This is a genomic window from Streptomyces sp. CNS606, from assembly GCF_000426325.1.
The window spans coordinates 110,510-126,244 of record NZ_KE384521.1; the positions used below are offsets into that span (position 1 = coordinate 110,510).

Here is a 15,735-nt window from a genome sequence, read left to right on the forward strand (position 1 = left end):
GCCCACGGAAGGACCCTGGCCGTGCACGTATCGCCATCCCTCAGACGCCGAGGCGTCGCGGCACTCGCCGCCGCGGCGCTCGCCGCACCCCTGATGCTGGCCTCCTCCACCGGTGCCAGCGCCTCGCCCGACCCGGCGAAGAAGGGGGAACAGCTCGCGCGGAAGCTCGTGAAGCGGGCCGAGGCGGACGACGCCAAGTGGCACCTGCGGGTCTTCCAGGCCCTCGCGGACATCAGCGACAGCAACCGCGCCGCCGGTTCGCAGGGCCACGACCTGTCCGCCTGGTACGTGGGGACGCTGCTGCGCGGCGCCGGCTACGACGTGACGTACCAGGAGTTCGACTTCACCTACGTGGAGACGCTCGCCGAGAAGCTGCACGTGGAGTCGCCGGACGCCCGCGAGGTGCCCGTCCGGCTCATGACGTACACCAAGAGCACGCCGGAGGGCGGCCTGGAAGCCCCGGTGGCGGCAGTGCCGGAGGACGACAGCACCGGCTGCGAGGCCGCGGACTTCGACGGCGGCGACTACACCGGGAAGATCGCTCTGATCCAGCGCGGCGCCTGCACGTTCGCGCAGAAGCAGCAGAACGCCGCGGACGCCGGCGCGGCCGGCGCAATCATCTACAACAACACCGAGGGCGAGCTGAACGGCACGCTCGGCAGCCCGGACGCGGCCCGCATCCCGACCGGCGGCGTCGGCCAGGCGGACGGCCGGGCGCTGGCGGCAGCCGCCGCGGAGGGCGAGGTCGTGGTGAACCTGGAGGTGCGCGAACTCCAGGAGGAGCGCACCACCTCCAACGTGCTCGCCGAGACCCGCGGCGGCGACGCGGCGAACACGGTGATGCTCGGCGCCCACCTGGACGGCGTGTCCGAGGGTCCCGGCATCAACGACAACGGCTCCGGCACGGCCGGTCTGCTGGAGGCCGCGCTGGAACTCGCCCGCGCCGACCGGCACGGCACGCATGAGAACACGGTGCGGTTCGCGTTCTGGTCGGCGGAGGAGCTGGGCCTTATCGGCTCCGAGCACTACGTCGCCGGACTGTCCGAGGAGCAGCGCGAGGAGATCGCGCTCTACCTCAACTTCGACATGATCGCGTCCCCGAACTACGGCCTGTTCGTCTACGACGGCGACGACTCGGACGGCGTCGGCGCGGGCCCGGGCCCGGCGGGTTCCGCCGAGATCGAGGCGGGCATCAACGGCTTCATGGACCGGGCCGGGTACGCGCCGCGCGGTACCGACTTCACCGGCCGCAGCGACTACGGCCCCTTCATCGCGGTCGACATCCCCTCCGGCGGCACCTTCACGGGAGCGGAGGGCGTCAAGACCCCGGAGCAGGCCGAACTGTGGGGCGGGGAGGCGGGCGTCGCGTACGACCCGTGCTACCACGCGGCGTGCGACGACCTGGACAACATCAGCATGGCGGCCTTCGACGCCAACGTGAACGTCATCGCGCACGCGGTCGGCACCTACGCCTGGGACACCAGCGCCGTGGACGCCGCCGTGGCGAAGGGCGCGGCGGAGGCGAAGTCGAAGTCGCTGGCCTCCCCTTCGCCGGAGAACGGCGCCGAGCGCGAGCACGCCCACGGCGGCGCCCACGCCGGCTGCGGTGAGGTGACGGAGTAACGGACCGGGGAGACCGGACGGGCCACCGGCCCGGAACGGCGCGCGACGCGGGCGCACAGCCCGCGCCGCGCGCGCGTTCACGCCTACCACACGCCCCCGCGCGCGCGATCTCCTCACACCTCGCCCGCGCACCGAGGCTGCGTACGACGGCGGTCGCCCGGTAGGCTTTCCGTGTGATCTTCAAGCGAATCGGAAACGGGCGGCCGTACCCGGACCACGGCCGGGAAAGCACCCGCCAGTGGGCGGACGTCGCCCCACGTCCGGTGCGCCTGGACCAGCTCGTCACGACCAAGGGCCAGCTCGACCTGGAGACTCTGCTCGCCGAGGACTCCACCTTCTACGGCGACCTGTTCGCCCACGTCGTGAAGTGGCAGGGCGACCTGTACCTCGAGGACGGCCTGCACCGCGCCGTGCGCGCCGCACTCCAGCAGCGGCAGATCCTGCACGCGCGCGTCCTCGAACTCGACTGAGCCCACCCGCGCGACGGCTCCGTGAGGGCTCCACCGCCGCCTCACGGCGCGCGGCGCCGCACGGCGCCACCCGTCCGGGTCAACAGCGGCGACGGCCGTACGAGCGGTTGTACTGCGCCGTACGGCCGATTCGTTACGGCACACCGTTGATCATCCAATAGGCAATGCACCCGGCGCGCACTACCCTGCGCTCATGAGCATGCTCACTCCCCCCGGCATGGGCGGCCAGTACCGCATCAAGGGTGATCGCTACCCGCGCATGCGGCGCCCGCGCAACCGCCGCAAGATCGTGCTCGCCGGCCTGGCGACGGCGATGACCCTCGGCCTGGTCGGCTGGGGCTCGCTGCAGATCGTCGGCGTGTTCGCGGGCAACGGCGACTCCGCCCAGGCCGCCGGCCGCACCGGGGACCAGTGCCACGCCCAGGACGGCACGTCATCCGCCGACGGGCGCAACGCCGAGCAGGCGTCCGCCTCCGCGCGGCCCGGCGCGCAGCGGAACGGGAAGGCCGGCGAGGGGAAGGCCGGCGAGGGGGTGTCCCCGACGGCCGTGCCGAAGCCGGGCAAGGTCACCGTGAACGTGCTCAACGCGACCTCGCGCAGCGGCCTCGCCGCCAAGACGGCGAAGGAGCTGAAGAAGCGCGGCTTCGCCGTCGGGGAGATCGCCAACGCCCCCGCGCACCTCGACCACAAGGTCGACGCCCCCGGCCTGCTCATCGGCGCCGCGGGCGCCGAGACCCTCGCCCGGATGAAGGTGCTCGGCACGCAGCTGGAGGACGCGAAGACCCGCCACGACGCCCGTGAGGGCGACGACGTCGACCTGGTGATCGGCAACGACTTCAAGGGGCTGGCGAAGCAGAAGGACGCCGACCGCGCGCTGACCGCGCTGGCGCAGCCCTCCCCGAAGCCGTCACCGAGCTGCTGACACCCCGCGAGGGCGGCCGACGGCCCGGCGGCGGCCACCGGGCCGAGACGCGCACCGGGCCGGGCACCCCGCGCGGGTCTCAGCCCGCGGTGCCGTACATGCGGTCCCCGGCGTCGCCGAGCCCCGGCACGATGTAGCCGTGCTCGTTCAGGCGCCGGTCGATCGCCGCGGTGACGACCCGGACCGGGGCCCCCGCCAGCTCCCGCTCCATCAGGTCGATGCCCTCCGGCGCGGCCAGCAGGCAGAGCGCCGTGACGTCGTCGGCACCGCGGTGGATCAGTTCCTGGATCGCGGCCACCAGCGTCCCGCCGGTCGCCAGCATCGGGTCCAGCACGTACACCTGCCGGCCGGACAGGTCGTCCGGCATCCGGGTGGCGTACGTCGACGGCTGGAGGGTGTCCTCGTCGCGGATCATGCCCAGGAAGCCGACCTCCGCCGTCGGCAGCAGCCGCACCATGCCCTCCAGCATCCCCAGCCCGGCACGCAGGATCGGCACCACGAGCGGGCGCGGGTGCGACAGCCGTACCCCGCTCGTCGACGTGACCGGCGTGGTGATGTCCACCTCCTCCGTGCGCACGTCCCGCGTCGCCTCGTACGCGAGGAGCGTGACCAGCTCGTCGGCGAGGCGGCGGAAGGTGGGGGAATCGGTGCGCTCGTCGCGCAGGGTGGTCAGCTTGTGGGCCACCAGCGGGTGGTCGACGACGTGGGTCTGCATGACCTCGACAGTAACGGAGGCATCTGCACGCCCAGCAGTGGCGTACGCCCGGCACCGGGGGAGACAGTGGTCGTGTACGCCGGAGGTGTGCATATGCCCGACAAAGGCAGAACCCGCGAGCGGGGAGCGGCCGCCGAGACGGCCGGCGAGGGCGCGAGCCCCGAGATCGACCACGAGCGGCTGCGGCGGCGAGCCCGCTTCCTGCGCGAGCTGAACGAGGCCAAGGAGCTCCGGGAGCGCGTCCAGCCGCGGCGCGCCCGGGTGGCACGTATGCGGCACCAGATGCGAATGCGGACCTTTCGCTGGTGAGATCGGCGGGTCGCGACGCCCGCCGCCGGAAACCCGACACGACGCCACGTCGAAGAGGCTTCGCGAAGCCGCTGTTTCTGCCACGATTCGACTGGGACCGCACGGTCGCGATCGCACGGTCCTCGTCACCAACTCGGGCACACGGAAAACCAGTGGGAGAGTCAGGTGTATTTCGCCGCACTGCTCGCTCGCACCGACGACGGATGGCAAGCGAGCGACACAGAACTCGACGACGTGGAGACGCTCACCGATCTCGCCGACCTGGCACGCGAGGCCGTGGGCGACGAGGAGACGGTGCTCGTCTGCATCGAACAGGACGGCGCCTGGTTCGGCGTCGTCCGGGTGGACGGGGAGGACGACCCGCGCGTCTTCGTCTCCGACGCCGCGGCCGCCCTGCGCAGCGCCTACGGCGAGATCCTGCTCTCCGACGAGCTGCTCGGCCGCGAACCGGAGGACCTCGCCGCCCTCGAGCAGCTCGTGGACCTCGACGGGACGGAGGACGGCGAGCCGGAGTCCGCGACGGCGGACGGCCCGGCCGACGACTCCGGATCCGAGCAGGTGCCGGCCGGGCCGCTGGGTGACGCGGAACTGCTCACCGACCTCGGCATGGACCCGGCGGCGGTGCTGTCCCTCACCGCGGAGGACGCCCTGACGGAGATCGCCGACGCCCTCGGCTGCACGGACATGCTCGAAGCCGTGCGCTGAGCCCCGCCGCGGGCCGGCCGACGTTCAGGGCGCGCCGGTGGCCCCTCGCCCGGCCCGGTGCGCGGCTCCGGTGCAACGCCCGTGCGCCGGAGCGCGGGCCGTACCCGGCATCCCGTGCGCGAGGTGCCCGACGAGCGGTACCGGCATTGCGCCCCCGGGGCCGGCGGGCGGCGCGGGCTCCGGGGACGGCTGCGGGGTCGGCACCGGGGGAAAGCCGAGGGTGCGGAGTCGCCGCGCGCCGGGGCATCCGGCGGGTGCGGTAGAACGGGCTCATGAACGACCCCGTGCGGGACCCGTGGGCGGAGCCGATGCGCCAGGCGCTCACCGAGGCGCGCCTCGCCCTGGAGACCGCCGACGTCCCCGTCGGCGCCGTCGTCCTCGGCCCGGACGGCGCGCCGCTCGCCCGCGCCCGCAACGCCCGCGAAGCCACCGGAGACCCGACGGCCCACGCCGAGGTCCTCGCCCTCCGCGCCGCGGCCCGCGCCCGCGGCGAGTGGCGCCTGCCCGGCTGCACCCTCGTCGTCACCCTGGAGCCGTGCACGATGTGCGCGGGCGCCGCGGTGCTCTCCCGCGTGGAGCGCGTGGTGTTCGGCGCTCTCGACCCCAAGGCGGGCGCGGCGGGCTCGCTGTGGGACGTGGTGCGCGACCGCCGCCTCAACCACCGCCCCGAGGTGGTGCACGGCGTCCTGGCCGATGCCTGCGGCGCGCTGCTCACGGACTTCTTCCGCGGGGCCCGGGGGACACCGCACCCCGGCTCGCGTCCCCGCCCGGATACCGATTTCGGCTGACGGCGACGGTGGGATAGGCTTCCTCTCGGTAGCGTGTCCGAGCGGCCGAAGGAGCTCGCCTCGAAAGCGAGTGAGGGGGCAACTCCTCCGTGGGTTCAAATCCCACCGCTACCGCTCAGCAGTACGGCGAAGGGCCGGACCCGTCGGGTCCGGCCCTTCGCCGTGTCCGCTCCGCTCCCGGCACCTTCCCCGCGTCGCGTCCGCGCGCTTCCGTCCCGGGGCTGGGCCGCGGGCGGCCCCGGGTGGTTAGACTCGCGCGATCGAACGGCAGATCGCACACGAGATCGACACGGGGCCGGCAGGGCCGGGAGGCGCAAGCGGTGGACATCAAGAAGGTCGTGGTTTACGTCGTCGTCGTCTTCGTCCTGTGGACGATCATCACGTCGCCCGCCCGGGCTACGGAGTTCGTCGGGGTCGGCTTCGAGGGCATATCCACCGCCGCCAAGAGCGTCGGCGAGTTCATGACCGAGCTGGTCGACTGACGGCGACGGCGCCCCGCCGGACCCGCCCGGGACCACCCGCGCGCGGTTCCGTCCGGACCCGTGTTCGTCGTACATCTGGCCCAACTGCCCAGCAACACGGAGTTTTCGGGTACTTGCACGCCATGCGCCTGTCTTGTGATGCTATGACCGCTTTTGCCGGAACTGTGGACGGACCCGCACCCGCGAAGAGTGCGTGAAGGGTGGTTGCCGAGTGGACCGGTCACCGACGCTCCCCCAGGCGTCGCCCGGGCATCCCGTGGCGGCGGACGCCGCCGGAACCGGCGCCGCGGACGCCGGTGGCGCTCCGAGCGGCCCGGCGGGTACCGGCGGGACGGCCGGCGGGACCACCGGCCGGGCCGGTGCGGCACCCCGCAGCCGGAGCGCAGCGGCCCGGGCGCTGACGCAGGCGCTCTTCGACGAACTGTCCGGCCTGGAGGCCGGGAGCGCCGCGCACAACCGGGTGCGGGACGCGCTGATCGAGGCCAACCTGCCGCTGGTCCGCTACGTCGCCGCCCGCTTCCGCAGCCGCAACGAGCCGATGGAGGACGTCGTCCAGGTCGGCACCATCGGGCTCATCAACGCCATCGACCGCTTCGACCCCGAGCGGGGCGTCCAGTTCCCCACGTTCGCGATGCCGACGATCGTCGGGGAGATCCGCCGCTACTTCCGGGACAACGTGCGGACCGTGCACGTGCCGCGCCGGCTGCACGAGATGTGGGTGCAGGTCAGCGCGGCGACCGAGGATCTGACGGTGCTGCACGGCCGCTCGCCGACCACCGCCGAGATCGCGGAGCGGCTGCGGCTGAGCGAGGAGGACGTGCTCGCCTGCATCGAGGCCGGACGCTCCTACCGGGCGACGTCGCTGGAGGCCGCGCAGGAGCGCGAGGACGGGCCGCCCGGCCTGCTGGACCGGCTCGGCTACGAGGACCCGGAGCTGGACGGCGTGGAACACCGCGACCTGGTACGGCACCTGCTGGTGCAGCTCCCCGAACGGGAGCAGCGCATCCTGCTGCTGCGCTACTACCGCAACCTGACGCAGTCCCAGATCAGCGTCGAGCTCGGCGTCTCGCAGATGCACGTGTCGCGGCTGCTGTCCCGGAGCTTCGCCCGCCTGAGGGCCGCAAACCGGATCGACGCGTAACTCTTTCGAAGGACCCGCTGAGCGGACGGCAGGTCTCTGATCGGCAAACTTTGTCGACTTGGCGCTACGTCGTGTTGCTGACTTGTGACATTCTGCGAGTAGCGCGTTTGATGCGGCCGCACCCGAAGGTATGGAAGAGGAGGTGCCTCTCACCCGAAGGGCGCCGCCGCGACCCGTCCGCGACCTCAAGGGGGTGGCATGTCCGTAGAACTGGGCAGCTCGAAGGTGCTCACCGAGACCACGACCGACGACGACGCACTGCACGGCCTTCCGGCGGTGCCCGAGGAGACGGCACCCCCCGCCGACAGCGCGGCGATCGACACCCGCACCCTCTCCCGCTCCCTGTTCCTGCGGCTCGCCGCGCTGGACGCGGACAGCCCGGAGCGCGGATACGTCCGCGACACCCTGATCGAGCTCAACCTCCCGCTCGTGCGGTACGCCGCGGCCCGCTTCCGCAGCCGCAACGAGCCGATGGAGGACATCGTCCAGGTCGGCACCATCGGGCTCATCAAGGCGATCGACCGCTTCGACTGCGAACGCGGCGTCGAGTTCCCGACGTTCGCGATGCCCACCGTCGTCGGGGAGATCAAGCGCTTCTTCCGCGACACCTCGTGGTCGGTGCGGGTGCCGCGCCGCCTCCAGGAGCTGCGGCTGGCGCTGACCAAGGCCGGCGACGAGCTGTCGCAGACCCTGGACCGTTCGCCCACCGTCTCCGAACTCGCGGCGTGCCTCGGGGTGTCCGAGGAGGACGTGGTGGACGGCCTGGCGGTGGGCAACGCCTACACGGCCTCGTCGCTGGACACGCCCTCGGTCGAGGAGGACGGCGGCGAGGGCTCGCTCGCCGACCGCCTGGGCTACGAGGACACCGCGCTGGAGGGCGTGGAGTACCGCGAATCGCTCAAGCCGCTGCTGGCCCGGCTGCCCGCCCGCGAGCGGCGCATCATCATGCTGCGCTTCTTCGCGAACATGACGCAGTCGCAGATCGGTGAGGAGGTCGGCATCTCCCAGATGCACGTCTCCCGGCTGCTGACCCGGACGCTGGCGCAGCTGCGCGAGGGCCTGATCTCGGAGGAGTGAGCGGTCCGGCGCGCGGGCGGCCGGCCCGCGCGCCGACGGACCGCGTCCGCCGGGCGGCGGCCGCGGGACGGCGTGTCGGGCCGGCCGCGCCGGAGCGACGGAGCGTCAGGAGAGCGCCAGCCAGGCGACCCCGGCCAGCACGGCGACGACCACGACGATGCCGAGGATCATGCCGAGACGCGGGCCGGAACCGCCGGTCGCGGCGGCACGCTGCTGCGGCGCGCCCTCGTCGACGAAGGCGCGGAACATCTGGGTGCTGCCCGCGGGGTCGGGCTGTCCGCCCGGGTTCGGGCCCTGGGGTGCGTGAGGGTTGTGAGCCATGGGTCAGGACCCTAGCGAACCGCGCCCGGCCGAAACAGCCCCGGTCCCCGCCGGAGAACGCCGTCGCGCGTCCCCGGAACCCTTCGGGAGGGGCCGTTCGCACGCAGATCAACTTGCGTGCAACAACCAATCGCTCTTATGGTTGCCCTAAGCAACGAAACGTCGGTGGAGGAGGTCATCAAGGTGTCCGGGGAACCGGAGGACGCGGAGCCGGACCTCCGCCACTACCGCGAGCTGGCCCGCCAGCTGCGCTCCGTCGGCGTCGTCAACCGCGAGCTCGCCCGGCGCCTGCCGCACGACTGCCCGCCCGCGTCCGCGGGCCTGCTGACCCTGCTCCGGCGGCACGGCGAGATGCGCATGAGCCGGCTCACCGAACTGCTCGGCATCGACCTCTCGGTCACCAGCCGCCACGTCGCGCACGCCGCCGACCGCGGCTGGATCGAACGCCTCCCCGACCCGCACGACGGCAGATCCCGGCTGCTGCGCCTCACCCCCAGCGGCGAGAGCCGGCTCGACGAGCTGAGCGAGCTGGCCACCGAGACCATGCGCGAGTTCCTCGGCGACTGGAGCGCCGAGGAGGTCGCCACCCTGACCTCGCTCCTGGAACGCCTCGGCCGGACCTTCGGCGACTGCCGCGCCCGGGGCGGTCACAGCCCCCCGCCCGGCACGGACGCCGCACCCGACCCCGCCACCAGCCGCACGTAAGAGAGAAGCGACCCCTCGCATGGCAACCAGCACGCGCGCCCACGCGCACCGCGCCGGCGGACCCCGGACGGACGGCTCCGCGGCCGCGCCGCCCATGACGCACCGCCAGATCATGGAGGCCCTGTCCGGGCTGCTGCTCGGCATGTTCGTCGCGATCCTGTCGTCGACGATCGTCTCCACCGCACTGCCGCAGATCATCGCCGACCTGGACGGCAGCCAGAGCTCCTACACCTGGGTGGTCACCGCCACCCTGCTCACGATGACCGCCACCACCCCGCTGTGGGGCAAACTCGCCGACCTCACCAGCAAGAAGGTGCTGGTCCAGACGTCGCTGGTCGTCTTCGTGCTGGCGTCCTGCGGCGCCGGCCTGTCACAGAACACCGGCACGCTGATCGCCTTCCGCGCGGTGCAGGGCATAGGCATGGGCGGCCTGACCGCCCTGGCGCAGATCATCCTGGCCGCCATGATCTCGCCGCGCGAACGCGGGCGGTACAACGGCTACCTGGGCGCCACGTTCGCCGTCGCGACCGTCGGCGGCCCGCTGCTCGGCGGCGTCATCACCGACACCGCCTGGCTCGGCTGGCGCTGGTGCTTCTACGCCGGCGTCCCGTTCGCCGTGATCGCGCTGCTGGTCCTCCAGAAGACCCTGCACCTGCCCGTGGTCAAGCGCCAGGGCGTCCGGATCGACTGGCTGGGCTCCGGCGTCTTCGCCGCCTCCGTCTCGCTGCTGCTGGTGTGGGTGACCCTGGCCGGCGACTCGTACGCCTGGCTGTCCTGGCAGACCTACGCCATGGTGGGCGGCTCGGTCGCGCTCGCGCTGCTCTTCCTCCTCGTCGAGTCGCGGGCGAAGGAGCCGATCGTCCCGCTGCGGCTGTTCCGCAACCGCACCATCACGCTCGCCTCGCTCGCGTCGCTGTTCGTCGGCGTCGCGATGTTCGGTGCGACGGTCTTCCTGGCCCAGTACTTCCAGCTGGCCCGCGGCGAGTCGCCGACCATGGCCGGACTGATGACCACACCGATGATCGGCGGGCTGTTCGTCTCCTCCACCGTCTCCGGGCAGATCATCACCCGGACCGGACGCTGGAAGGCGTGGCTCGTCGCGGGCGGCGTGCTGCTCACCGGCGGCCTCGCGCTGCTGGGCAGCGTGCGCTACGACACCGCGTACTGGCAGGTCGCGGTGTTCATGGGCCTGCTCGGTCTCGGCGTCGGCATGATGATGCAGAACCTCGTCCTGTGCACCCAGAACCAGGTGGACACGCGGGACCTCGGTGCCGCCAGCTCCGTCGTGACCTTCTTCCGCTCGCTGGGCGGCGCGGTCGGCGTCTCCGTGCTGGGCGCCGTGCTCGCCGAGCGCATCGCGGACTACGTGCGCGACGGCATGGCGGAGCTGGGCGCCCCGGCCGGCGGCTCCGGCCCGGCGGCCGGCGGCATCCCCGACCTGAGCGAACTCCCCGCCCCCGTACGGGCCGTGGTGGAGAGCGCGTACGGACACGGCATCGCCGACATCTACCTGTACGCGGCGCCGATCGCCCTGATCGCGCTGCTCCTGGTGGTGTTCATCGCGGAGGTGCCGCTGCGCACCAGGTCCGCGATGGAGGAGGACGCCGCGCAGGAGGGGCCGTCCTTGACGAAGACACCCGCCGCCCCGGTGGCCGGCGACACGGGGCCCGCCGCCCCGGTGGCCGCCGCCCCGGTGACGCTCGACGCCGCGAGCGCGCCCGCCACGCCCGCGCCGCGGCTCGCGGGCACGGTGCGGGCCGCGGACGGCACGGGCCTCCCCGCCTCCCGGGTCACCCTGATCTCCCTGGACGGACGGCAGCTCGGCCGCTGCGTCACGCACGCCGACGGCTCGTACGCGCTGGACGCCCCCGCCGTCGGCAGCTATGTGGTGATCGCCGCCGCCGACGGCCACCAGCCGCAGGCGTCCACCGTCGCCCTCGGCGAGGGCCGGGTCCGTCACGACCCGGTGCTGGCGGGCACCACGGGCCTCACCGCCCAGGTGCGCAGCGCCGCGGACGGCCGCCCGGTGCCGGAGGCGAGGGTCGTGGTGACCGACGTGCGCGGCGACGTGCTCGCCACCGGAAAGACCGGTGAGCAGGGCGACTTCACCTTCGACGAACTGCCGGCCGGCACCTTCACCGTCGCCGTGAACGCGCCCGGGCACCGGCCGGCCGCCCGGCCGGTCGACGTCGACGCGCTCGGCGCCCGGTGCGTCGAGATCGCGCTGGCCCCGGGCGCACGCCTCCAGGGCAGCGTCCGGGCGGGCACGGACCGCCGTCCGCTGGCCGACGCGCGGGTCACACTCGTCGACGAGGCGGGCGGCGTCGTCGCCACATCGACGACGGGGGAGGATGGTGCCTACGCGTTCACCGACCTGGCCGAGGGCGAGTACACCGTCGTCGCCAGCGGCTACCCGCCGGCGGCGAGCGCACTGAAGGTGGACGGCCGCGGCGTCGACGGCTACGACGTCGAGCTGTTCCATTCCGAGTCCTGAACGGCGCGCGACGAGGCGCGGAAGGAAGGAACACGAGCTGATGGCAGGCGTACGTGCGGACATCCGGACCCGTGACGGCTGGGCGGTGCGGCACGCGGTGCTGACCGTCACGGACGCGGCGGGCGAGCAGGTGCTGCGCGCGCCCGTCGACGACGACGGCTCCGTCCGTACCGACGAGCCGCTGCCCGCGGGCTCGTACACGGTCCTCGTCACCGCCGTCGGCTACGCCCCCGCCGCCGTCACCGCCCTGGTGACCGCGGCGGGGCGGGCCGACGTCGGCACCCTGGAGCTGACCCGGCAGGATGGCACCCGGCTGCCCGCGCCGGGTCCGTGGACCATCGACCCGGCGCACTCCCGGGTCGCCGCCACCGCCCAGCACCTGGGGATCTCCAGCGTGCACGGGCGGTTCACGGCGTTCGGCGGCCGTATCGACATCGCCGAGGACCCGGAGAAGTCCCGCGTCGAGGCGGTGATACGCGCGGACAGCATCGACACCGGAAACGCGCTGCGCGACCGGCACATCCGCTCCGCCGACTTCCTCAACGTCGCCGAGCACCCGGACATCACCTACCGCGCCACCGGAGTCGAGGCGGCCGGCGCCGACCGGTGGACCGTGCGCGGGCAGCTGGCCATGCACGGCCTGGTGCGCAACGTCGACCTCGACCTGACCTGCCTGGGCACCGGCCCGGACTCCGCAGGCGCGCAGCGGGCGGCGTTCCGCGCGACGACCGAACTGCGCCGGCACGACTTCGCGATGACCTACAACCAGGTCGTCGCGGCGGGCATCGCGGCCATCGGCACCACGCTGAAGGTCGAGCTGGACATCCAGGCCGTGCAGGGCGAGTCGCTTCCGCCGACACCGGAGTAGCAGGGCCCGGAGCGGCACACTCCTCGTGGCTCCGGCGGAACCCGCCCTTCCGGGGGCGGGTTCCGGACGGGTTCCGGCCCCGTTCCGCGCCGGTCACCGGCCGTCCGCCGCGAACAGCGGGCGGCGCACGGGTGACGGACGGGTGCGGCGCCGCTGGTGGGCCTCCCCCGCTCGCGCGAAAAGTGACCGGCATCACCGTCACCACATGCAGCTGATTCAACACTCAACGTTACTGAAAACGGATGGTCGGATGTGCATCCGGCGCCGCTTCCCGACAGACTCTCGACCGCTGTCCGTCACACCAAGCGGAAGGTCTGTCACCATGCGTCACCTCGTGAAGTCCGCAGCGGCGATCCCGTTGCTGGCCGCAGGCGCTCTCGTCGGTCTCCTCAGTGGCACGGCGACCGCCGCGCCCACGGCGCCCGACTCGCTCTACGCCCCCTCGGCCCTCGTCCTCACCGTGGGAGACGGCGAGAGCGCCGCCACCGCGGTGCCCCTGCGCGCCGTCACCCTCACCTGCGGCCCGCAGGCCGCGGGCTCCCACCCGGCCGCGGCCGCCGCCTGCGGTGAACTCTCCGCGGCCGGCGGGAACTTCGCCTCGATCGGCACCGGCGGCTCCGACCGCTTCTGCCCGATGGTCTACGACCCGGTCGTCGTCACCGCGACCGGCGTGTACGACGGTCGCCGGGTCGACTTCGAGCGCACCTACGGCAACGCCTGCGAGAGGGGAGCCTCCGGCACGGCGGTCTTCGCCTTCTGAGCCGGCTCTCCGCCCAGACGTCCCGCGAGCGCCTCCCCGCGGCGGGACGGGCCACCCGGCCCACCGGGCGGACGTGGGGTCCCCCCGTGCCCCATGTCCGCCCGGCTTCTCCTTCGGCACCACCGGCTCCGTCCCCGCCCCTTCCCGGCTCCGCCCCGACCCGCGTCACCCCGCCCTCCGGGCGGCCGGCCGCTCAGCCGCGGGGGTAGGTCTGGGCGTCCATGACGTCGAGGTTGAGGAAACGGGGCTCGCCCGTGCAGAGTTCGCGCATGCGGGCCGCGACCTCCTGCGTCTCCGGCAGGTCGTTGTTCCGCATCGCCGCCTCGTAGGAGGGGAACTCCACGATGTCGACGTAGTGGTCGGTGCGTTCGCGGTCGTGGGTGTGGAACTCGTGCGTGAGGGTGCGCTTCCCCTCGGTCGCCCGGAGGAACTCGTCGTAGAGCAGCTCCATCTCCGCGGGCCGCTTCGTGTCGTACTCGATGACCTGGATGAACGTCATCGCCATCACTCTCTCGAAGACCGGTACCGATGCTCGCCCCCTCCTTCCATCCTGCGCCCGCACGCGGCGACCGGCACGGCGGGACGAGACGCTGGGCCGCGCGGGACGGCGACGGCCTCCGTCGCCTCCGCGGGTGCGGAGGCGGCGGAGGCCGTCGGTGTGCGGGGCCGGTCAGTCCCGGCGGGAGCGCTTGGGCCGCCAGACGACCAGCGCGCTCGACTGGTGCACCTCGCTGTACGGCACGAGGTCCCGGCGGTAGGAGGCGTGCACCTGCTGCTCGCGCTGACGCATCGCCACCGCCGCTCCTTCCACGGCCTGCTGGAGTTCGGCGACCCGCGACTGGAGCGCGGTGACCTGGTTCTCCAGCTCGATGATGCGCTTGATGCCCGCGAGGTTGATGCCCTCGTCCTGGCTGAGCTGCTGCACCTGGCGCAGCAGCTCGATGTCCCGCGCCGAGTAGCGCCGGCCGCGGCCGGCCGTACGGTCCGGGGAGACCAGGCCGAGACGGTCGTACTGGCGGAGCGTCTGCGGGTGGAGCCCGGAGAGCTGTGCCGCCACCGAGATGACGTAGACCGGGGAGTCGTCGGTCAGCTCGTACGGCTGCCGCCCCCCGAAACGCTGGCTGTTGCCGCCTCGGCCGGGCATCTCAGTCTCCCTTCGCTGCCTTGAACAGCGCCGCTCTCGGGTCCTCGTCCGCGGTGGCGTCGCGGTAGGCCTCGAGAGTGTCCCGCGCCTTGTCGCCGAGGTCACCCGGCACCGCCACGTCGACGGTGACCAGCAGGTCGCCGCGGGTGCCGTCCTTCCGGGTGGCGCCCTTGCCGCGGGCCCGCATGGTGCGGCCGCTCGGGGTGCCCGGCGGCAGCTTGAGCGTGACGGGCGGGCCGCCGAGGGTCGGCACCTTGATCTCGCCGCCGAGCGCGGCCTCCGGGAAGGTGACCGGCACGGTGACCGTGAGGTTGTCGCCCCTGCGGCCGAAGACGGGGTGCTTGTCGACGTGGACCACGACGTACAGGTCGCCGTTGGGGCCGCCGCGCTCGCCGGGGGCGCCCTTGCCGCGCAGCCGGATGCGCTGCCCGTCGGTGACACCCGCGGGGATGCGGACCTGCATGGTGCGCGAGGAGGTCGCCCGCCCGCTGCCCTTGCAGATCTCGCACGGGTCCTGCGCGATCAGGCCGCGGCCCTTGCAGTCCACGCACGGGTCGGTGAGCGAGAAGCCACCGCCGCCGCCCCGGCTGACCTGGCCGGTGCCGACACAGGTCGGGCACACCCGCGGCGTGCCGTTCTTGTCGCCGGTGCCGGAACAGGCCTTGCAGGCGGCGGAGGAGGACATCCGCAGGGGCACCGTCGCGCCGTCCACGGCCTCGGTGAAGCTGAGCGTCACCTCGGACTCGACGTCCTGCCCGCGCCGCGGCTGCGTACGGCCGCCCGTACCGCCGCGGTTGAACAGGCCGCCGAACACGTCGCCCAGACCGCCGCCGAAGCCGCCGCCCTGGGGTCCGCCGGCCGGGCCGCCCTGGGTGCCGCCGAAGAGGTCGCCCAGGTCGAAGTTGAACGAGCCGCCGCCCGCCCCGGGTCCGGGACGGTATCCGCCGCCGCTTCCGAAGAGGGCGCGCGCCTCGTCGTACTCCTTGCGCCGCTTGGCGTCACCGAGGACGTCGTACGCCTCCGAGGCGTCCTTGAAGCGCTCCTCGGCGGACGCGTCGCCCCGGTTGGCGTCCGGGTGGTTCTCCCGGGCGAGCTTCCGGTAGGCCTTCTTGATCTCGGCCTCGGTGGCGTCCTTCGGGACGCCGAGGACCTTGTAGTAGTCCTTCTCGATGAAGTCCTTGGTGCTCATCCCCGACGTCCCTCCTCTCCTG

At 73.1% G+C, this 15,735-nt stretch carries 18 protein-coding genes and 1 tRNA gene; 14 read left to right on the plus strand and 5 right to left on the minus strand.

Going from position 1 to position 15,735, the window contains the following annotated elements:
• Positions 1 to 93 precede the first annotated feature (93 nt).
• The 3 genes from K304_RS30470 (at position 94) to K304_RS0121125 (ending at position 3,015) form a co-directional block, all read left to right on the plus strand.
• Entirely contained in the window at positions 94 to 1,623 is a 1,530-nt protein-coding gene (locus tag K304_RS30470) for a M28 family metallopeptidase (protein ID WP_078529647.1), read from the plus strand.
• A 173-nt stretch (positions 1,624 to 1,796) separates the two neighbouring features.
• Positions 1,797 to 2,093, plus strand: a complete 297-nt coding sequence (locus K304_RS0121120) for a type II toxin-antitoxin system VapB family antitoxin (protein WP_027765334.1) — start codon at positions 1,797 to 1,799, stop codon at positions 2,091 to 2,093.
• A gap of 193 nt (positions 2,094 to 2,286) precedes the next feature.
• Entirely contained in the window at positions 2,287 to 3,015 is a 729-nt protein-coding gene (locus K304_RS0121125) for a LytR C-terminal domain-containing protein (protein WP_078529485.1), read from the plus strand.
• A 79-nt stretch (positions 3,016 to 3,094) separates the two neighbouring features.
• Here K304_RS0121125 and upp read toward each other — a convergent pair whose 3' ends face one another.
• On the minus strand, positions 3,095 to 3,730 hold the full coding sequence (gene upp, locus K304_RS0121130; RefSeq protein ID WP_027765336.1) for a uracil phosphoribosyltransferase: 636 nt from the start codon (positions 3,728 to 3,730) through the stop codon (positions 3,095 to 3,097).
• A gap of 93 nt (positions 3,731 to 3,823) precedes the next feature.
• Here upp and K304_RS0121135 point away from each other — a divergent pair, with 93 nt between their 5' ends.
• The 7 genes from K304_RS0121135 to K304_RS0121165 all read left to right on the plus strand — a co-directional run bounded on the left by K304_RS0121135 (position 3,824) and on the right by K304_RS0121165 (position 8,232).
• Positions 3,824 to 4,039, plus strand: coding sequence for a hypothetical protein (locus K304_RS0121135; RefSeq protein WP_027765337.1), 216 nt, complete (start codon positions 3,824 to 3,826; stop codon positions 4,037 to 4,039).
• A gap of 165 nt (positions 4,040 to 4,204) precedes the next feature.
• Positions 4,205 to 4,744 (plus strand): tRNA adenosine deaminase-associated protein, encoded by a 540-nt coding sequence (locus K304_RS0121140; RefSeq protein ID WP_027765338.1) that lies wholly within the window; start codon positions 4,205 to 4,207, stop codon positions 4,742 to 4,744.
• Between the two features lie 272 nt (positions 4,745 to 5,016).
• Positions 5,017 to 5,532, plus strand: coding sequence for a nucleoside deaminase (locus K304_RS30475; RefSeq protein ID WP_051308685.1), 516 nt, complete (start codon positions 5,017 to 5,019; stop codon positions 5,530 to 5,532).
• Between the two features lie 27 nt (positions 5,533 to 5,559).
• A tRNA-Ser gene (locus K304_RS0121150) sits at positions 5,560 to 5,646 on the plus strand.
• A gap of 206 nt (positions 5,647 to 5,852) precedes the next feature.
• Positions 5,853 to 6,014, plus strand: coding sequence for a hypothetical protein (locus K304_RS33735; protein WP_199779654.1), 162 nt, complete (start codon positions 5,853 to 5,855; stop codon positions 6,012 to 6,014).
• A gap of 211 nt (positions 6,015 to 6,225) precedes the next feature.
• The gene (locus tag K304_RS30480) at positions 6,226 to 7,155 is read left to right on the plus strand and encodes an RNA polymerase sigma factor SigF (RefSeq protein ID WP_078529487.1); all 930 of its coding nucleotides are present in this window, start codon (positions 6,226 to 6,228) and stop codon (positions 7,153 to 7,155) included.
• Between the two features lie 198 nt (positions 7,156 to 7,353).
• Positions 7,354 to 8,232, plus strand: coding sequence for an RNA polymerase sigma factor SigF (locus tag K304_RS0121165; protein ID WP_027765339.1), 879 nt, complete (start codon positions 7,354 to 7,356; stop codon positions 8,230 to 8,232).
• Positions 8,233 to 8,337: 105 nt separating this feature from the next.
• Here K304_RS0121165 and K304_RS32520 read toward each other — a convergent pair whose 3' ends face one another.
• On the minus strand, positions 8,338 to 8,553 hold the full coding sequence (locus K304_RS32520) for a hypothetical protein (RefSeq protein ID WP_027765340.1): 216 nt from the start codon (positions 8,551 to 8,553) through the stop codon (positions 8,338 to 8,340).
• A gap of 183 nt (positions 8,554 to 8,736) precedes the next feature.
• On the opposite strand from K304_RS32520, the gene K304_RS30485 reads away from it, so the two are divergent.
• The 4 genes from K304_RS30485 to K304_RS0121190 all read left to right on the plus strand — a co-directional run bounded on the left by K304_RS30485 (position 8,737) and on the right by K304_RS0121190 (position 13,380).
• A complete protein-coding gene (locus tag K304_RS30485) occupies positions 8,737 to 9,258 on the plus strand; it encodes a MarR family transcriptional regulator (RefSeq protein ID WP_051308793.1) in 522 nt (173 codons plus the stop codon).
• Positions 9,259 to 9,352: 94 nt separating this feature from the next.
• A complete protein-coding gene (locus K304_RS0121180) occupies positions 9,353 to 11,752 on the plus strand; it encodes an MFS transporter (protein ID WP_486591795.1) in 2,400 nt (799 codons plus the stop codon).
• A gap of 40 nt (positions 11,753 to 11,792) precedes the next feature.
• Positions 11,793 to 12,620 carry a YceI family protein gene (locus tag K304_RS0121185; RefSeq protein ID WP_037791437.1) on the plus strand — a complete coding sequence of 276 codons (828 nt, stop codon included), beginning with the start codon at positions 11,793 to 11,795 and terminating at the stop codon, positions 12,618 to 12,620.
• A 322-nt stretch (positions 12,621 to 12,942) separates the two neighbouring features.
• Positions 12,943 to 13,380 (plus strand): SSI family serine proteinase inhibitor, encoded by a 438-nt coding sequence (locus tag K304_RS0121190; protein WP_027765343.1) that lies wholly within the window; start codon positions 12,943 to 12,945, stop codon positions 13,378 to 13,380.
• 193 nt (positions 13,381 to 13,573) lie between these two features.
• On the opposite strand, the gene K304_RS0121195 is transcribed toward K304_RS0121190, so the two are convergent.
• The 3 genes from K304_RS0121195 to dnaJ all read right to left on the minus strand — a co-directional run bounded on the left by K304_RS0121195 (position 13,574) and on the right by dnaJ (position 15,713).
• Positions 13,574 to 13,879: a hypothetical protein gene (locus K304_RS0121195; RefSeq protein ID WP_027765344.1), complete on the minus strand. Its 306-nt coding sequence runs from the start codon at positions 13,877 to 13,879 to the stop codon at positions 13,574 to 13,576.
• A 171-nt stretch (positions 13,880 to 14,050) separates the two neighbouring features.
• Entirely contained in the window at positions 14,051 to 14,524 is a 474-nt protein-coding gene (locus tag K304_RS0121200) for a heat shock protein transcriptional repressor HspR (RefSeq protein WP_027765345.1), read from the minus strand.
• Between the two features lies 1 nt (position 14,525).
• Positions 14,526 to 15,713 carry a molecular chaperone DnaJ gene (gene dnaJ, locus K304_RS0121205; protein ID WP_027765346.1) on the minus strand — a complete coding sequence of 396 codons (1,188 nt, stop codon included), beginning with the start codon at positions 15,711 to 15,713 and terminating at the stop codon, positions 14,526 to 14,528.
• Positions 15,714 to 15,735 lie beyond the last annotated feature (22 nt).

Bases quoted from the DNA above. Each gene is read 5' to 3' on its own strand.
- K304_RS30470 (WP_078529647.1), top strand. From the start codon at position 94: ATGCTGGCCTCCTCCACCGGTGCCAGCGCCTCGCCCGACCCGGCGAAG.
- K304_RS0121125 (WP_078529485.1), top strand. From the start codon at position 2,287: ATGAGCATGCTCACTCCCCCCGGCATGGGCGGCCAGTACCGCATCAAG.
- upp (WP_027765336.1), bottom strand. From the start codon at position 3,730: ATGCAGACCCACGTCGTCGACCACCCGCTGGTGGCCCACAAGCTGACC.
- K304_RS0121135 (WP_027765337.1), top strand. From the start codon at position 3,824: ATGCCCGACAAAGGCAGAACCCGCGAGCGGGGAGCGGCCGCCGAGACG.
- K304_RS30475 (WP_051308685.1), top strand. From the start codon at position 5,017: ATGAACGACCCCGTGCGGGACCCGTGGGCGGAGCCGATGCGCCAGGCG.
- K304_RS0121165 (WP_027765339.1), top strand. From the start codon at position 7,354: ATGTCCGTAGAACTGGGCAGCTCGAAGGTGCTCACCGAGACCACGACC.
- K304_RS32520 (WP_027765340.1), bottom strand. From the start codon at position 8,553: ATGGCTCACAACCCTCACGCACCCCAGGGCCCGAACCCGGGCGGACAG.
- K304_RS0121180 (WP_486591795.1), top strand. From the start codon at position 9,353: ATGACGCACCGCCAGATCATGGAGGCCCTGTCCGGGCTGCTGCTCGGC.
- K304_RS0121185 (WP_037791437.1), top strand. From the start codon at position 11,793: ATGGCAGGCGTACGTGCGGACATCCGGACCCGTGACGGCTGGGCGGTG.
- K304_RS0121190 (WP_027765343.1), top strand. From the start codon at position 12,943: ATGCGTCACCTCGTGAAGTCCGCAGCGGCGATCCCGTTGCTGGCCGCA.
- K304_RS0121195 (WP_027765344.1), bottom strand. From the start codon at position 13,879: ATGACGTTCATCCAGGTCATCGAGTACGACACGAAGCGGCCCGCGGAG.
- K304_RS0121200 (WP_027765345.1), bottom strand. From the start codon at position 14,524: ATGCCCGGCCGAGGCGGCAACAGCCAGCGTTTCGGGGGGCGGCAGCCG.
- dnaJ (WP_027765346.1), bottom strand. From the start codon at position 15,713: ATGAGCACCAAGGACTTCATCGAGAAGGACTACTACAAGGTCCTCGGC.